The 15,944-nt window shown below is 66.7% G+C and carries 15 protein-coding genes; 5 read left to right on the top strand and 10 right to left on the bottom strand.

Annotated features, from left to right (window positions below):
• The first annotated feature begins 63 nt into the window (after nt 1-63).
• Nucleotides 64-774 (top strand): transcriptional repressor LexA, encoded by a 711-nt coding sequence (lexA, locus tag KUV49_RS11305; RefSeq protein WP_152492228.1) that lies wholly within the window; start codon nt 64-66, stop codon nt 772-774.
• Here lexA and KUV49_RS11300 read toward each other — a convergent pair.
• Nucleotides 768-2,801 (bottom strand): ComEC/Rec2 family competence protein, encoded by a 2,034-nt coding sequence (locus tag KUV49_RS11300; protein ID WP_410000763.1) that lies wholly within the window; start codon nt 2,799-2,801, stop codon nt 768-770. The genes lexA and KUV49_RS11300 overlap by 7 nt on opposite strands.
• A gap of 85 nt (nt 2,802-2,886) precedes the next feature.
• On the opposite strand from KUV49_RS11300, the gene gltX reads away from it, so the two are divergent.
• The 4 genes from gltX to KUV49_RS11280 all read left to right on the top strand — a co-directional run bounded on the left by gltX (nt 2,887) and on the right by KUV49_RS11280 (nt 7,709).
• A complete protein-coding gene (gltX, locus tag KUV49_RS11295) occupies nt 2,887-4,296 on the top strand; it encodes a glutamate--tRNA ligase (protein ID WP_222450038.1) in 1,410 nt (469 codons plus the stop codon).
• A gap of 72 nt (nt 4,297-4,368) precedes the next feature.
• Nucleotides 4,369-5,664 carry a citrate synthase gene (gene gltA / locus KUV49_RS11290; protein ID WP_152492226.1) on the top strand — a complete coding sequence of 432 codons (1,296 nt, stop codon included), beginning with the start codon at nt 4,369-4,371 and terminating at the stop codon, nt 5,662-5,664.
• A gap of 171 nt (nt 5,665-5,835) precedes the next feature.
• Entirely contained in the window at nt 5,836-6,588 is a 753-nt protein-coding gene (locus KUV49_RS11285) for a calcium-binding protein (RefSeq protein WP_222450037.1), read from the top strand.
• A 188-nt stretch (nt 6,589-6,776) separates the two neighbouring features.
• Nucleotides 6,777-7,709, top strand: a complete 933-nt coding sequence (locus KUV49_RS11280; protein WP_222450036.1) for a calcium-binding protein — start codon at nt 6,777-6,779, stop codon at nt 7,707-7,709.
• On the opposite strand, the gene KUV49_RS11275 is transcribed toward KUV49_RS11280, so the two are convergent.
• The 9 genes from KUV49_RS11275 to KUV49_RS11235 all read right to left on the bottom strand — a co-directional run bounded on the left by KUV49_RS11275 (nt 7,710) and on the right by KUV49_RS11235 (nt 15,880).
• Nucleotides 7,710-8,489, bottom strand: coding sequence for an enoyl-CoA hydratase-related protein (locus tag KUV49_RS11275; RefSeq protein WP_222450035.1), 780 nt, complete (start codon nt 8,487-8,489; stop codon nt 7,710-7,712).
• 73 nt (nt 8,490-8,562) lie between these two features.
• The gene (locus tag KUV49_RS11270) at nt 8,563-9,015 is read right to left on the bottom strand and encodes a cytochrome c-type biogenesis protein CcmH (protein ID WP_222450034.1); all 453 of its coding nucleotides are present in this window, start codon (nt 9,013-9,015) and stop codon (nt 8,563-8,565) included.
• Complete coding sequence (locus KUV49_RS11265) at nt 9,012-10,979, bottom strand: heme lyase CcmF/NrfE family subunit (RefSeq protein WP_222450033.1); 1,968 nt, start codon at nt 10,977-10,979, stop codon at nt 9,012-9,014. Before KUV49_RS11265 ends, KUV49_RS11270 begins: the two co-directional genes overlap by 4 nt.
• Nucleotides 10,980-11,333: 354 nt before the next feature.
• Nucleotides 11,334-11,921 carry a holin family protein gene (locus KUV49_RS11260; RefSeq protein WP_222450032.1) on the bottom strand — a complete coding sequence of 196 codons (588 nt, stop codon included), beginning with the start codon at nt 11,919-11,921 and terminating at the stop codon, nt 11,334-11,336.
• Entirely contained in the window at nt 11,912-12,523 is a 612-nt protein-coding gene (locus KUV49_RS11255; RefSeq protein WP_222450031.1) for a holin-associated N-acetylmuramidase, read from the bottom strand. The genes KUV49_RS11260 and KUV49_RS11255 overlap by 10 nt, the downstream gene beginning before the upstream one ends.
• A gap of 67 nt (nt 12,524-12,590) precedes the next feature.
• A complete protein-coding gene (ccmE, locus tag KUV49_RS11250; protein ID WP_222450030.1) occupies nt 12,591-13,037 on the bottom strand; it encodes a cytochrome c maturation protein CcmE in 447 nt (148 codons plus the stop codon).
• A gap of 41 nt (nt 13,038-13,078) precedes the next feature.
• The gene (gene argC / locus KUV49_RS11245) at nt 13,079-14,107 is read right to left on the bottom strand and encodes an N-acetyl-gamma-glutamyl-phosphate reductase (RefSeq protein ID WP_222450029.1); all 1,029 of its coding nucleotides are present in this window, start codon (nt 14,105-14,107) and stop codon (nt 13,079-13,081) included.
• Between the two features lie 71 nt (nt 14,108-14,178).
• Nucleotides 14,179-14,994 (bottom strand): glutamate racemase, encoded by an 816-nt coding sequence (locus KUV49_RS11240; RefSeq protein ID WP_222450028.1) that lies wholly within the window; start codon nt 14,992-14,994, stop codon nt 14,179-14,181.
• A gap of 22 nt (nt 14,995-15,016) precedes the next feature.
• On the bottom strand, nt 15,017-15,880 hold the full coding sequence (locus KUV49_RS11235; RefSeq protein WP_222450027.1) for a lysophospholipid acyltransferase family protein: 864 nt from the start codon (nt 15,878-15,880) through the stop codon (nt 15,017-15,019).
• Nucleotides 15,881-15,944: the final 64 nt, after the last annotated feature.

Below are 15,944 nucleotides of genomic sequence, written 5' to 3'. Positions count from 1 at the left end.
TGACACAAAACATGAACATGCGTAGAACAAATGTAAACGCATGGACCGTGGAGGCGTGAAAAAATGCTGACCAAGAAGCAGCTCGATCTGCTGGAATTCATTCACAAGCGGGTGCAGCGCGACGGTGTTCCGCCCAGCTTTGACGAGATGAAGGATGCGCTGGACCTGCGCTCGAAATCCGGCATCCACCGCCTGATCACGGCCCTGGAGGAACGCGGCTTCATCCGCCGCTTGGCCCACCGTGCGCGGGCGCTGGAAATCATCAAGCTGCCCGAAAGCATGGGCGGAGACATGATCGGCGGCAGCGGCGGCTTTACCCCCCGCGTGATAGACGGCGACCGCCCCGAGGCCGCGCAACCCGCCAATGCCCAGCCGGTCGCGCCGGTGCATGCGCTGGAACTACCCGTCATGGGCCGCATCGCCGCCGGTGTCCCGATCGAGGCGATCGCCCATGCCAGCCACAACGTCGCCGTCCCCGGCGACATGATCGCCGGCCCGGGCCAGCATTATGCGCTCGAGGTCAAGGGCGACTCGATGATCGAGGCGGGCATCAATGACGGCGACGTGGTGGTGATCCGCGAGACGTCGACGGCGGATAACGGCGATATCGTCGTGGCGCTGGTCGATGACCAGGAAGCGACGCTGAAGAAATTCTATCGCCGCGGCAATGCCATAGCCCTGGAAGCCGCGAACCCCGCCTACGAGACCCGCGTCCTGCCCGAGGACCAGGTCAAGGTGCAGGGCCGCCTTGTCGGTCTGATCCGCACCTACTGACGCGCCCCGGACCGCCGCCGGCGGTCCGTGTTCCAAAGCCGCGCGCCGGTCATCTCGCGCGCGGTGACGGCACGCAGGCCGTTATCCTCGCGCCATATCGCCAAGGCGCCCGTGTCCTTCAGCGTTCCGGGATGGATCGCGCGGCAGGGCAGTTCCGCCTGCGGCACGTTGTTGAACACCACCCAGTCCTTTGGCGCGCAGTCGGTGAACGCCTCCGCCGCGCGCTTGCCCCGGACGGCGGTGATCGGCCAACCCTCGCCGCCCGCCACCCTCGTCCAGAGGGCAAAGGCACCCTCCTGATCCTCGGGATCACCGTCATTTTCCAGCCAGTTCGCGGCGACAAAGCCCGACGCCCGGCCCGTCGACAGCGCCCGGCCCGCGGGCGTCATCACCCCCACAAGGCTGCCAGTGTCCGAGACGAGGATATCGGGCCGCTCCGCCTGCGCCCAAAGGACAAAGGCCAGCGCCACCGGCACCACCCCGGCAAACCGCGCCCGCCCCTGCCACAGCACGACGAAAAGCGCCCCCAGAGACAGAAGCGGCAGCACCCAGGGCCCCGGGCGAACCACCGTGCCCCGCGCACCCTCCAGCCCCGAGACCCAATGCGCCACGCCCAGGATCCACTCCAGCGCGGGCTGCATCACGGCGAGCGCCAGCCCTTCCAGCCCCAAAGGCATCAGGAGCCCCGCCAGCACCGCCATCGGCATCACCAGCACGCCCATCAGCGGCACGCTCAGCAGGTTCGCCATCAGCCCGTAGTGGGCGATCTGGTTGAAATGCGCGGCGGCAATGGGCGCCGTCGCCAGCCCGGCCACGAAGGACGACATGACCACGGCCCAGACCGGCCGCATCCATTTCGGCCCCACGCGCCAGTCCCGGTCGCGCAAGGCCCCGAACACCGCCACCAGCGCGGTCGTCGCCGCGAAGGACATCTGGAACCCCGGCCCCATCAGCGCCTCCGGCCGTAGCACCAGGATGATGCAGGCCGCCAGCGCCACGGCCCGCAGGCTGAGCGCGCGCCGGTCCGCCAGCACCGCCAGCAGCATCACCGCCACCATCACGAACGCCCGCTCGGTCGCCACGTTGCCGCCCGACAGCGCCAGGTACCCCGCCGCCGCCAGCAACGCCCCCACCGCCGCGATCTTCTTGGTGGGCAGGCGCAGGCCCCAACCCGGCACGGCGGCCATCCCCAGCCGCAGCGCGCCAAAGACGAACCCCGCCAGCAGCCCCATATGCAGCCCCGAGATCGCCAGCAGATGCGCCAGGTTCGACACGCGCAAGGCCGTCAGCGTTTCCTGCCCCATGCCCGAGCGGTCCCCTGTCATGATCGCCGCGGCAAACGCCCCAGCCTCGCCCGGCATCTGCGCCTGGATGCGGCTCGACAGCGCCATGCGGGTCTTGAACAGGACCTGCCCGCCCTGCGCCGGTTCCAGCAACAGGACAGGCGTGCGCGTGTAGCCCACCGCGCCCAGGCCCTTGAACCACGCGTGGCGCTGGAAATCGAAGCCCCCCGGCTCGACCGGGCCGGCGGGCGGCGACAGGTGCGCGGTCAGGATCAGCGTCTCGCCCGGCTGCGGATCGGTCCCCTCCGCCGCGCCGTGAAACGACACCCGCACGCGCCCCGGCGTCCGCTCGGGGGTCATGTAGCGCAGCACCACGCGGTCCAGCGTCACCCGCAGCGCGTCCGAGCCCGATCGGTCGATATCCACCACGCGCCCCTCCACGGGGCCGTAATAGCGCCAGCCCAGCTTGGCATCGGCCACGCCATGCGCCCGCGCGGCGGCGATGCAGAGCCCGAGCGCCACCAGCGCCACGGCCCAGATCACCGGCGCCAGCCCCGCGCCGACAAAGCGCAGCAGCGCAAGCGCCATGCCGACGCCTCCGGCCAATGCGGCGTACACCCATAGCGGAGGCTCGGACTTCAGCCCGAAATAGAGCGCGATCCCGCAGGCCAGCATCACCGGCACCCATGCAAACAGGTGCCCGCGCTGATCCAGCCAGGCGGCGACGGCACGATGCCAAGGCACCAAGGCTTGTCTCCCTTTTCATGGGCCGATAGACAGGCACCGTTAACGATACGTCCCCCATGCTTACCGAAAGGTTAACCGGCCCATGTCGCAGCCAGTCGTCACCCGTTTTGCTCCTTCGCCGACCGGCTACCTGCATATCGGCGGGGCGCGCACGGCGCTCTTCAACTGGCTGTTCGCGCGGCACCACGGCGGTTCCTTCCTGCTCAGGATCGAGGATACCGACCGTGCCCGCTCGACCCCCGAGGCGACGCAGGCGATCCTGGACGGACTGGCCTGGCTCGGTCTCGACCATGACGGCGAGGCGGTCAGCCAGGCCGCCCGCGCCGACCGCCACGCCGAGGTGGCGAACGAACTGCTTGCTAAGGGCCAGGCCTACAAGTGCTTCGCCACGCAGGAGGAAATCCAGGCGTTCCGCGATGAGGCCAAGGCCGAGGGTCGCTCCACCCTCTACCGCAGCCCGTGGCGCGACGCCGATCCGTCGACGCATCCCGACGCGCCCTATGTCATCCGCATCAAGGCCCCGCTGGAGGGCACGACCACCATTGCCGACACCGTGCAGGGCGACGTCACCATCCGCAACGATCAGCTGGACGACATGGTCCTGCTGCGCTCTGACGGCACGCCGGTCTACATGCTGGCCGTGGCGGTGGACGACCACGACATGGGCGTCACCCACGTCATCCGTGGCGACGACCACCTCAACAACGCCGCCCGCCAGATGCTGATCTATGACGCCATGGGCTGGCCCCTGCCGGTCTACGCCCATATCCCGCTGATCCACGGCCCCGACGGCAAGAAGATGAGCAAGCGCCACGGCGCGCTCGGCGTCGACGAGTACCAGAAGCAGGGGTACCCGGCGGCGGGGATGCGCAACTACCTCGCCCGACTGGGATGGAGCCACGGCGACGACGAGTTTTTCACCGACGATCAGGCGAAGGACTGGTTCGACCTCGACGGGATCGGCAAGTCCCCGGCCCGGTTCGACTTCAAGAAGCTGGACAATCTCTGTGGCCAGCACATCGCCGCCAGCGACGATGCTGCGCTGCTGCATGAACTGAACGGCTTCCTTGACGCGACGGCATCCGATCCGCTGCCCGACGCGAAACAGGCGCTGCTTCTGGACGGCATGTACTGCCTCAAGGAGCGCGCGAAGAATTTTCCTGAACTTCTTGATAAGGCGGAATTTATTCTGGCGGACCGACCGATCGAACCGGACGCGAAGGCCGCCGCGCAGCTGGACGCAGTATCCCGTGGTATACTGAACGAATTGACGCCGCACTTGCAAAATGCTAACTGGTCGCGCAACGATCTGGAAGAGGCTGCGAACGCGTTCGCCGCCTCCAAGGATCTCAAGTTCGGCAAGCTGGCCGGCCCGATGCGGGCCGCGCTGGCCGGTCGGGCGGCAACACCGAGCGTGTTTGACATGATGCTGGTCCTGGGCCGGGAGGAATCCCTCGCCCGACTGAACGATGCTGCCTCGAAGAGTGTTTAACACTCTTGAAAGGTGCACTGGATTAAGCAGCCAAGACGCGCCGCGCGTCACGGCTTGACGAGGGAGACCCTGATGGCAGACAGTACCAAATCCGCGAAACTGACGATCGGCGACAAGGAATACGAACTTCCGGTCTATTCCCCCACCGCCGGCCCGGACGTGATCGACATCCGCAAGCTCTACGCGCAGGCGGGCGTGTTCACCTATGACCCGGGCTTCACCTCGACCGCAAGTTGCGACAGCACGATCACCTATATCGACGGCGGCAAGGGCGAGCTTCTGCACCGCGGCTACCCGATCGACCAGCTGGCCGAGAAATCGCATTACCTCGAGGTCTGCTACCTGCTGCTCTACGGCGAGCTGCCCTCTGCGGCCCAGCTGGAGGATTTCGAGAACCGCGTGACCAACCACACCATGCTGCACGAACAGATGCACTTCCTGTTCCGCGGCTACCGTCGGGATGCGCACCCGATGGCCATCATGGTGGGCGTGGTGGGCGCGCTTTCCGCCTTCTACCACGACAGCACCGACATCTCGGACCCGTGGCAGCGCGAGGTCGCGACGATCCGCCTGATCGCCAAGATGCCGACCATCGCCTCGATGGCCTACAAGTACACGCTGGGCCAGCCCTTCGTCTATCCGCGCAACGACGTGGACTATGCGTCGAACTTCCTGCGCATGTGCTTTGCCGTCCCGGCCGAGGATTACGAGGTCAACCCGATCCTCAGCCGCGCCATGGACCGCATCTTTACCCTGCATGCCGACCACGAGCAGAACGCCTCGACCTCCACGGTCCGGCTGGCCTCGTCCTCGGGCGCCAACCCCTTCGCCTGTGTCGCGGCGGGCATCGCCTGCCTCTGGGGTCCGGCCCATGGCGGCGCCAATCAGGCCTGCCTGGAGATGCTGCAGGAAATCGGCACGCCCGACCGCATCCCGGAATTCATCGCGCGGGCCAAGGACAAGGACGATCCGTTCCGCCTGATGGGCTTCGGCCACCGCGTCTACAAGAACTTCGACCCCCGCGCCAAGGTGATGAAACAGTCCGCCGACGAGGTGCTCGACCTCCTGGGGATCGAGAACAACCCAACGCTGCAAGTCGCCAAGGAGCTTGAGAAACAGGCGCTGGAAGATTCCTACTTCACCGAGAAGAAGCTCTTCCCCAACGTCGATTTCTATTCGGGCATCATCCTCGAGGCGATGGGCTTCCCGACCTCGATGTTCACGCCCATCTTCGCGCTCAGCCGCACGGTGGGCTGGATTTCGCAGTGGAAGGAAATGATCGGCGATCCGCAACTGAAAATCGGCCGCCCGCGCCAGCTCTACAAGGGCGAAACGCTGCGCGACTACGTGGACATGGAAAACCGCTGAGCGCGATCTTCCTGCCGTTCCGAAACGCCCCGCCAGCGCGGGGCGTTTTCTTTTGTGCCCGCAGGATGGCTAAAATTGTAGCCAAATGATGTGCGGCGGCCGGTCGCGCATTTACCGGCGGTTCAGCCTCCTGCGCCATGATGCCCGCAACCGGGCAACTTGGGGCGCATCATGGCGATACTCGGCATCCTGTTACTGATCGGCGGCGCAATGGCCGGCCTCGTGGGGCTGGGCGGGCTCGACCTGCCCGAGTTTGCGCCGGACGATACGACCGAAGACTCCGCCGAGGCTGAGGCGCAGGCCGCCGCGCGCAGCGATCTGCTGCTGGGCGGCGACGGCGCCGACCTTCTGGCGGGGGGCACCGGCGGCGACTGGCTCATCGGCCTCGATGGCGACGACACGCTGACCGGCGGCGCTGGCGGCGATGTCATCATTCCCGGCACCGGGCAGGACGCGATTGCCGCCGGCGACGGCCACGACTTCGTCGAGGCGGCCAATGTCGTGGACGAGGCTGCCCTGCGCAGTTCCGTCACCGGGGCCGACAATATCTTCGACATCGCCTTCGCCTACGACCTGCCGGCCGCGTCCGATGCCGGCGACGTGGTCGACCTCGGCGCGGGCGACGATACCGTGGTGGCAGGCTCCGAAGACACCATCGCAGGCGGTCCCGGCGGCGACGAGTTTGCCTTGGGCGACTGGATCGCCGGCGGCGCCCCGGTCGAGATCGCGGATTTCGACGCCGCGGAGGATATCATCACCTTCGTCTACGACCGGGACGGTGACGCCCCCGAACTGTCGGTCGCGCGGAACGAGACGACGGGCGTCACCACCATCATGGCCGACGGCCGCTCGATCGCTGTCCTGCGCGACACCAGCCCGGACTTCTCGTTGCGCAATGTCGCCATCGGCCGCTACACGGGCTGAGCTTTCCGTGGTCCGGCCCGAAAATCAACGCTTCCTCCAAATCGAAAGAATTGTTTCGCAAGTGGCGACGATGCGCCGGGGAAATGGGTCGAAAACCAATGAATCCGGCCCGAAATCGACGAATGACCACGACGGGCCGCCAATCGAAGAGTAGTCTGCAACCATGTGAGTCTCTTGGGAAATCCTTCATGCTTGGTATAGTTCTGCTCAGTCTCCTGGGCATCGGTGCGACGGCTGCCCTGGCCATCGACCTCTTCGACGACAATGACGACAATGCCCGTGCCCCTGACACGCCGGGCGAGGAAGAGCCCGAAACCGGCGGCGCCGGCCCGCTGCCCGAAGAGCCGGAAACCGGCGGCCCCGATCCGCTTCCGACCGACACGATCAATCCGGTCACCGGCACGGCAGGCGCGGACTCGATCACCGGAACGGAGGCTGTCGACTTCATCGACGCCGAAGACGGCGACGATGTGGTGCGCGGCGGCGCCGAAGGCGACATCGTCGATGCCGGCGACGGCGACGACCGGGTGTTCGGCGAAGACGGCCAGGACGTGATCGCGGGCAATGCCGGCAACGACTTCCTGCGCGGCGGCGCCGACGAAGATATCCTGGTGGACAGCGACGGGGCCGACACCTTGCGCGGCGACACCGGCGACGACCTGATCCTGTCCACCGGCCTTACCGATCAGACCGCCTTTATCGACGCGACCCGCACCGTGGCGCGCGATTTCGCCAATGGCGACGCGGCGTCGCTCGACGACCTGCCGGGCCTCGACCTGGCCCGGGATGACGACACCGAAGGCGACGAGGTCGATGGCGGCGCCGGAAACGACATCGTGATCTTCGGCCAGGACGACACTGTCACCGGCGGCGAAGGCGCCGATCTTTTCATCGGCGGCAGCCCCCTGCTTGCCGGCAATCCGGCCACGATCACGGACTTCGAGGTGAACGAGGAACTGCTCGTGCTGACCTACGATGGCGGCGATCCGCCGGACCTCAGCCTGACGGATGTCGGCGGCGACGCGGTGCTCAACCTCGACGGCGCACCCGCCGTGATCCTGCCCGGGCTGGGAAGCACATTCCAGCTCAGCGACGTGGAACTGATCGAGGTCTCGGCCTGATCAGCGCCCCTCGTATTCCGGCTTGCGCTTGTCCAGGAAGGCGGTCACGCCTTCCTGGAAATCCCGTGTCCGCCCGCATTCGCCCTGCAACTGCGCCTCGAGGTCCAGCTGCTTGTCGAACCCGTTTTCCCAGCTGCCGCGCACCGCGCGCTTGATCCCGCCATAGGCCGCCGTCGGCCCCTTCGCCAGGTGCGCCGCCCGCGCCTGCCAGTGCATCTCGAACGCGTCGTCTTCGACCGCCTCCCAGATCAGCCCCCAGGCATCCGCCTGCCGCGCCGAGATCGGCTCTGCAAACAGCGCAGCACCCATCGCCTTGGCCGCCCCCACCTGGCGCGGCATCCAGTAGGTCCCGCCCGCGTCCGGAATAAGGCCGATCCGCGCGAAGGCCTGCAGGAAATAGGCGCTCTCGGTGGCGATCACCACGTCGAAGGCCAGCGCCAGGTTGGCCCCCGCCCCCGCCGCCGGGCCGTTCACCGCCGCGATGGTCGGCACCGGGCAGTCCGAGATCATCCGCAGCATCGGCTCGTACTCGTCGCGCAGCACGCGCTCTACGTCCAGTGCCGCCGCCGTGCCGTTGTCCGACAGGTCCTGACCCGAGCAGAACGCCTTGCCGTTGCCGGTCAGCACCAGCACCCGCGCCTCGCGGCCCGCGCGCCCGACCGCGTCGGTGATCTCGGCCCGCATCTGGGTGTTGAGCGCGTTCATCTTGTCGGCGCGGTTCATGCGCAGCACGGCGACGTCGGCGTTCAGGTCGTATGTCAGGGTCTGATAGGTCGTCATCGGGCGGGTCTCCATCTGGCGTGTGACGCCAATCAACCCCGCCCGGCCCGGAAATGCAACGCGCGACGGCGCGTCAGTCCTTCATGATTTCGCGCAGCCGCGCCTCTTCGGCGGCGCTCAGCCCGGCCTCGCCCTCCGGTTTCGCGCCCGCGCGCCCCCGGATATAGACCGCCGCCAAGAGCCCGCCCAAAAGCAGCATCACCGGCCCGGCCAGCCACAGCACAAGGTTGCTGCCGCTCGCCACCGGGTTCAGCAGGACGTACTCGCCATAGCGGTCCACGACGAAGTCGATGACTTCCTCGTCGCTGTCGCCCGCCACCAGCCGCTCGCGCACCAAAAGGCGCAGGTCGCGGGCCAGGTCGGCATTTGAATCGTCGATGCTCTCGTTGCGGCAGACCAGACAACGCAGGCCCGAGGATATCTCCCGCGCCCGCTCCTCCAGAACCGGATCGTCCAAAATCTCGTCCGGCTGCACCGCCCAGAGCGGCGAGGCCAGCAGCATGAGGATCAGCACCAGACGCTTCATTCCGCCGGCACCCCCACGGCGCGGGACTTGCGCGCCCCTGCCGCCACCCGGTAACGCCGGTCCGACAGCGACAGCGCGCCCCCGATCGCCATCAGGATCGCGCCGCCCCAGATCCAGTTGGCCAGCGGCTTGTAATAGGTCCGCACCGCCCATCCGCCCGCCGCCTGCTCGTCGCCGATCACGACATAAACGTCGCGCAGGAAACCATTGTCGATGGCCGCCTCGGTCGTGGGCATTCCGGCCACCGGGTAGACTCGTTTTTCAGGGTTCAGCCGGCTCACCACGGATCCGTTCTTCGACAGGGTCACATCCGCCATGGTGGAGATATAATTCGGCCCCTCCACCTCGCGCACATCGTCGAGCGTGATGGTCAGCCCCGACACCTCGAAACTGTCGCCCACCTGCGCCACGCGGATATCCTCGGCCTCCCAGGCCAGCATCCCGGCGATGCCCGCGATGGTGATGCCGAACCCCGCATGGGCCACCGCCTTGCCCCAGTCGGCGCGCGGCAGGCGCGTCAGCCGCGACAGGCGCCCCCCGCCCCGGCCCGTCCGGCTCCACAGGTCCACCGCCGCACCCACGATCAGCCAGGCCGCCAGGAACAGGCCCACCGGCCCCAGCGCGCTGCGCCCGGTCTGCATCGCGAAGGCCAGCGCGCCCACCGCCACGGCCAGCGCGAAGGCGCCCACCAGCGGCCGCAGCACCCGGCCCAGATTGCCCCGCTTCCACGGCAGCATCGCGCCCACCGGCAGGATCAGCCCCAACAGGATCATGAACGGCGTGAAGGCCATGTTGAAGAACGGCTCGCCCACGCTCAGCTTGCGGTCGAACATGAGTTCCGAGATCAGCGGCCAGATCGTGCCCACGAAAATGACGAAGGCCGCGACGCCCAACAACACGTTGTTGGCCACCAGCATCGTCTCGCGACTCACCAGGCCGAACACCCCCTTGGCCTGCATCGCCCCCGCCCGCGCGGTAAAGAGCGTCAGGCCCAGCATCATGAAGAACCCGGTGATCATCAGCAGGAACACGCCCCTTTCGGGGTCCGTGGCAAAGGCATGCACCGAGGTCAGCACGCCCGACCGGGTGATGAACGCCCCCACCATCGAGAACCCAAAGGCGATGATCGCCAGCAGGATGGTCCAGCTTTTCAGCGACTCGCGTTTCTCCACCACGATGGCCGAATGCAACAGCGCGGCGGCAATCAGCCACGGCATGAAGCTGGCGTTTTCCACCGGGTCCCAGAACCAGAACCCGCCCCAGCCCAGCTCGTAATAGGCCCACCAGGACCCAAGCGCGATGCCGATGGTCAGGAAAATCCACGCCGCCAGCGTGTAGGGCCGCACCCACCGGCCCCAGGCCGCATCGACCCGGCCTTCGATCAGGGCCGCCAGAGCGAAGGAATAGGTCATCGAAAGCCCGACATAGCCCAGGTAGAGGAACGGCGGATGGAAGGCCAATCCCGGATCCTGCAACAACGGATTGAGGTCGCGCCCGTCAAAGGGCGGCACCGGCATCCGCAGGAACGGGTTCGACGTGAACAGGATGAAGGCAAAGAAGGCCGCGCCGATCAGCCCCTGCATCGACAGCACCCGCGCCTTGAGCGTTGGCGGCAGGTTGCCCCCGAACCACACGGCAAAGGCGCCGAACAGCGTCACGATCAGCACCCACAGCAACATCGAGCCTTCGTGATTGCCCCAGACGCCGGTGATCTTGTAGAGCAGCGGCTTGGCCGAATGGCTGTTGGCCACCACCAGCTCCAGAGAGAAATCCGAGGTGACGAAGGCCCACATCAGCGCCCCGAACGCGCCCAGCGTCAGCACGAATTGCAACGTCGCGGCAGGCTCGGCCACGGCCATCCACCCCGCCCATCGTTTGTGCGCGCCGATCAGGGGCACGACCGACTGAAAGCACGCCACGAAGAAGGCGAGGATGAGGGCGAAATGTCCAAGCTCGGTGATCATGGGGCGGTTATAATCGTCCCGGGCCTCGCCTCCAACGTCTTTCGGGTGCGACGGGTGATCACATTGTCGCGGGATCAGCCACGCCATCGATGCCCCCCCGGGGTGGCGATCCAACGGCAAATCGGCAGAGCTTTATCCCGGCCAGATCCGAAAGACATCCGAGCGGAGCGCTAGCGTGTTCCAAATCGCCGCCCCCTGGGTGGGGGGCAGCGATGGCGCGGCGGCGCGTGCCGCGCCTTTGTTCCGCGCGGGGGGCTGGATACGCAACGCCGTCCCGGACTTGATCCGGGACCTCGCCCGCCAAGAGGCCCCCGGATCAAGTCCGGGGATGACGGTCAGGACACGCGGCGGCACCTACCGCCCGTGGCTCGCCTCCTGCCACTCCCGCAGGGCCGGGTTCGGCTCTCCCTCCGGCTGCTGCACCTGCAACGCCAACCCCGCGTCATGCCCGGTATCGGCCACGCCCACGCTGCCCGCCTCCAGCGCGCGCAAGGATTTCAGGTTGCCCACCACCTGCGGCGTGCGCGCCATGGTGGCGGCGATGGAGCGGTGAAACTCCTGCCCCTTCGCCTGGTGCCGCGCGCCGAAATAAAAGCTGACGATCGCGCCCAACAGCCACCACAATGGCTCTGGCACCAGCGCGATCCCCTGCATCCGTTCCGAAAACCAGATCGGGTCCACCATCGCGGCCACGAAGAGGCCCAGCGTGCCAAGCGCCATCGCGGGGCGCGGCACCCGGTTCAGCCCGTCGATCAGCCGGTCATACCAGCCCTTGCGCTCGGCCTTGAACTCCGCCGCCAGCTGCGCCAGCGCCGCGCCCTGCAATTCGGCGGCGCGTTCATCGGATTTCTCCGCATTCACCCGGAACACCTCCGCCGTCTCGGCCACGGCATTGCGCCCGCCGCCGAAGACCAGGCCCAGGACCGTCTCGATCAGTCCCATTTCGCCACCCGGTCCCGAAACTCCGACGGCGTCATGTGATAACGGGGCGAGATGAACGCCTCGGCCCGCCGGATCCAGCCGCCCTTGCCGCCTGCCCGGCTGCGCGCGAACTTGCGCGACGCGGGGCGCTGATCGGCCAGCCGGAAATAGTAGTTCCGCCGCGCGATCCCGTAAGCATCGGCGATATGCAGCGGCGCCACGCCATGGGCCAGTTCCGCCGCCTCGATGGTCTGCGGCCCGATGATGCCGTCCACCGCCACCTCGTGCCCCATCTGCCGCAACAGCCGTTGCAGGATCTTCACCGCGTTGGCCCCGGCATTCACGTACATGTCGAACACGCTGGCCTGCAAGACCTGCGGCAGCCGCGCGATGCCGGGCCGATGGTAGTAATGGTCAATGAAAATGTCCTGCGCCTGCGCCCGGCTCAGGCGGCGCACATCGGCCACGTCCACGTCGCCGTCCCGGTCAAGGTCCAGCCCCAGCCGCCGCATCGTATGGATGGTCACGCCATGGTTGGTGGCCCCGCCCGGGTCGTCGGGGTCGTTCACGAACCCGCCTTCCCGCGCCAGGATATCCTTTGCGATCTCCGAGACAGTCTGCATTCCGCGCCCCCTTGGCCAGCGATTTGAACTCACCGGCAAGGGTTGTCATGATTGGTTAATGCGCGGCTTAGCTACCGTCCGGTTCCTGGTAGACGCCCTGTTCCTTCAGCGCGTCGACCACTTCCTTGGGCATGTATTCCTCGTCATGCTTGGCCAGGATCTCGGTCGCGGTAAAGACACCGTCCTCGTACCGGCCCAAGCCGACCATGCCCTCGTTCTCGCCAAAGAGATCGGGCAGAACGCCGGTATAGCGCACCGGCACCGACGCCCCGCCATCGGTCACGCTGAAGGTCACCGTCTCGCCTTCGCCGCGCACCAGAGTGCCTTCCTCGACCAGCCCGCCGATGCGGAAGGTTTCCGAGGGGCTGGGCGGTTCGGCCATCACCTGGCTGGGCGAGCGGAAGAAGTTGATGCCATCGCGCATCGCATAGCCGATGAGGCCGGTGGCCAGGATCAGTGCAATCGCCGTCACCGCGATGACCTGGATCCGCCGCTGTTTCTTCAGTGATTTCATCGCGCTACCCCGTCCTCCTCAGGGAAACTCCTCCGGGACATTCACGGAAACACCGGCGCCAGCATCAGCCCCGTGGTCTCGTCGATACCTAGCATCAGGTTGGCGTTCTGCAAAGCCTGCCCGCTCGACCCCTTGGTGAGGTTGTCGAGCGCGCCGACCACGATGGCCCGCCCGTCGATCCTGTCCGCGACCACCCCGATATGGCAGAAATTGCTGCCCCGCACATGCCGCGTGCTGGGCCCCTCGCCATAGGGCAGAACCTCGATGAAGGGCTCGTCCGCATAGGCGTTGTAGAGCGTCTCGTAGACCGCCTTCGCTTCGCCCTTCACATATCCGGTCGCCAGAATCCCCCGGTTCGCAGGGATCAGATGCGGCGTGAACTGGATGCGCACGTCCCGCCCCGCGATCTCCGAGAACTCCTGATCGAACTCGCCCAGATGCCGGTGCGTGCCCCCCAGGGCATAGGCGTGATACCCCTCCGACAGCTCGGCGTGCAGCAGGTTTTCCTTCAAGCTCCGCCCGGCCCCCGACACCCCGCATTTGAGGTCGAGGATGATCTCGTCAAGGTCGATCACCCCGGCCTCGATCAGCGGGCGCAGCACGTATTGCCCGGTCGCGGCGTTGCACCCCGTCCCGGCCACCAGCCGCGCGCCCTTGATGGCGTCGCGGTAAAACTCGGTCAGGCCATAGACGGCCTCCTGCTGCATCTCCACCGCGGCGTGCTTGTTGCCGTACCATTTTTCATAGGCGTCAGGGTCACGCAGCCGGAAATCCGCGCTCAGATCCACGATCTTCAGGTCCTTGGGCAGCCCCGCGATGACCTCTTGGCTGGTCTTGTGCGGCAGGGCGCAGAAACACAGGTCGATGCCGGTAAAGTCGATCTCGTCGATCGTCACCAGCACCGGCAGATCGAGGTGCCGCAGATGCGGAAACGCCTGCGCCATGGTCTGCCCGGCCTTGGAATTGGCCGACAGCGCGGCAATCTCCAGCCCCGGATGGGTGGCGATCAGCCGGACAAGTTCGGCGCCGGTATAGCCCGAGGCGCCCAGAATGGCGATTTTATGGGTCATGTCAGACCTCTTTCATCAGTTGTCAGTCATGTAAGGAAGATTGCGCGCGCCCGCAATGCGACGCACTGGCCTCAGGCGGCCTGAAACGTGATCCCTCGTCGCAGGAACTGCGTCGCCCGGTCCGACGTGCGCTTGGGATCGCCCGTGGTCAGAAACCGCACACCCTCGCCCCCAGTCGCCATCTCGGGATGGCGCGACAGGTAATCGGCCAGGCTCGCCGCCACCAGTTGCGGCTGCGAATAGACCTGCACCTCCGGCCCCAATGCCGCCTGGAACACGTCCTCGACCAGCGGGTAATGGGTGCAGCCCAAGACGGCGGCCTGTGGGTTGGGCATCTTGCGCTTCAGCGCATCCACATGGCTGCGCACCAGCGCCTCGGCCAGGATCATGTCGCCGTCCTCGATGGCATCCACCACCCCGCCACAGGCCTGCGCCTCCACGTCGACACCAATGGCGCGAAAGGCCAGCTCCCGCTGGAACGCCCGGCTGCTGACGGTCGTGGGGGTGGCAAACAGCGCCGCATGTTTCACCGCCACCTCGCGCGGGGGCGAGTTGTCGCCCCATTGCCGCTCGGTCAGCGCCTCGATCAGCGGCACGAAGACCCCCAGCACGCGCTTGCCCTTGGGCACGCCTTCCTCCTGCATCCGGCGCAGCGCGGCGGCGGACGCCGTGTTGCAGGCCAGGATCACCAGGTCGCAGTCCTCGTCATGCCACAGCCGCTGCACATGCGCCTTGGTGCGGACAAAGATATCCTGCGCGTCGCGCACGCCGTACGGCGCGTTGGCGTTGTCCCCAAGATAGACAAGCGCCACCTCCGGCAACCGCGCCTCCACGGCGCTCAGAACCGTCAGGCCGCCAAGCCCGCTGTCGAAAATCCCAACTGCCATGTCAACCGCGCTGCCCGCGCCCCTAGTCGTATTCAAAGCCAATCTCGTCCGGGTTCACCGGACGCGTGCTAAGCTCATACGTCTTGTGCCGCAGAAACGCCATCATGGATTTCGTGTCCCCGGCCCGTGCGCGCAATTCGTCCTGCGCGATGGGCTGGCCCACCACCACCTGCACACGGGTGTCCACACGCTTGCTGAACTCCTTGATCAGAAGCCCCATGCGCAGCGTGGTGTGCATATGGCTGGCCAACTGGAACAGCCGGCTTGTATGCCCCTCGAAGAACACCGGCACCACCGTGGCGTCCAATTTCGCCACCATCCGCGCCGTGAACCCGCGCCAGCCGGGATCCAGCGGCTGGGCAAAGGGTTTGACGCCCGTGCTGACCGTCCCGCCGGGGAAAATCCCGATGGTGCCGCCGTCTTTCAGATAATTGAGCGCCGTCTTGCGCGTTTCGACATTCAGCGCGACCGCCTCTTTCGTCTCGTCGAAACTGATCGGCAGGATCACGCGGTTCAGATCCTCGGCCTTGCGAAAGATCTGGTGCGCCAGGATGCGGAAATCGCCCCGCGTCTGGCTCAGGATATGGCCCATCATCAGCCCGTCCAGAATGCCGTAAGGATGGTTCGCGATCAGGATCAGCGGCCCGGTGCGCGGGATGCTGTCCAGGCTCCCGCCCACCACGTCCAGCGTCAGCCCATAGCGCTCCACCATCACCTGCCAGAAATCACGGCCCGCCGCAACCTCCTGCTCGTATCCCGCCGCCCGCTTGATCAGCCGGATACGCCCCGTCAGGTTTTCCATCGTGCGGATCATGGCGCGGCCCCCACGGGTCTGCGCCGAATAGGCATAGCTGATGTCACGGGCCACGTGGCGTTCCAGGCGCATCTCGGATTCCGTCTCGATTCGCGTGCACCCATCTACATCGCCCCGCCACGTAACAGGGCGATGA

The sequence above is a fragment of the Roseovarius atlanticus genome (genome assembly GCF_019802205.1).
Taxonomy (GTDB): Bacteria; Pseudomonadota; Alphaproteobacteria; order Rhodobacterales; family Rhodobacteraceae; genus Roseovarius; species Roseovarius atlanticus_A.
The sequence above is the reverse complement of the archived record's forward strand: the minus strand, read 5'-3'. Positions and strand labels throughout refer to the sequence as shown.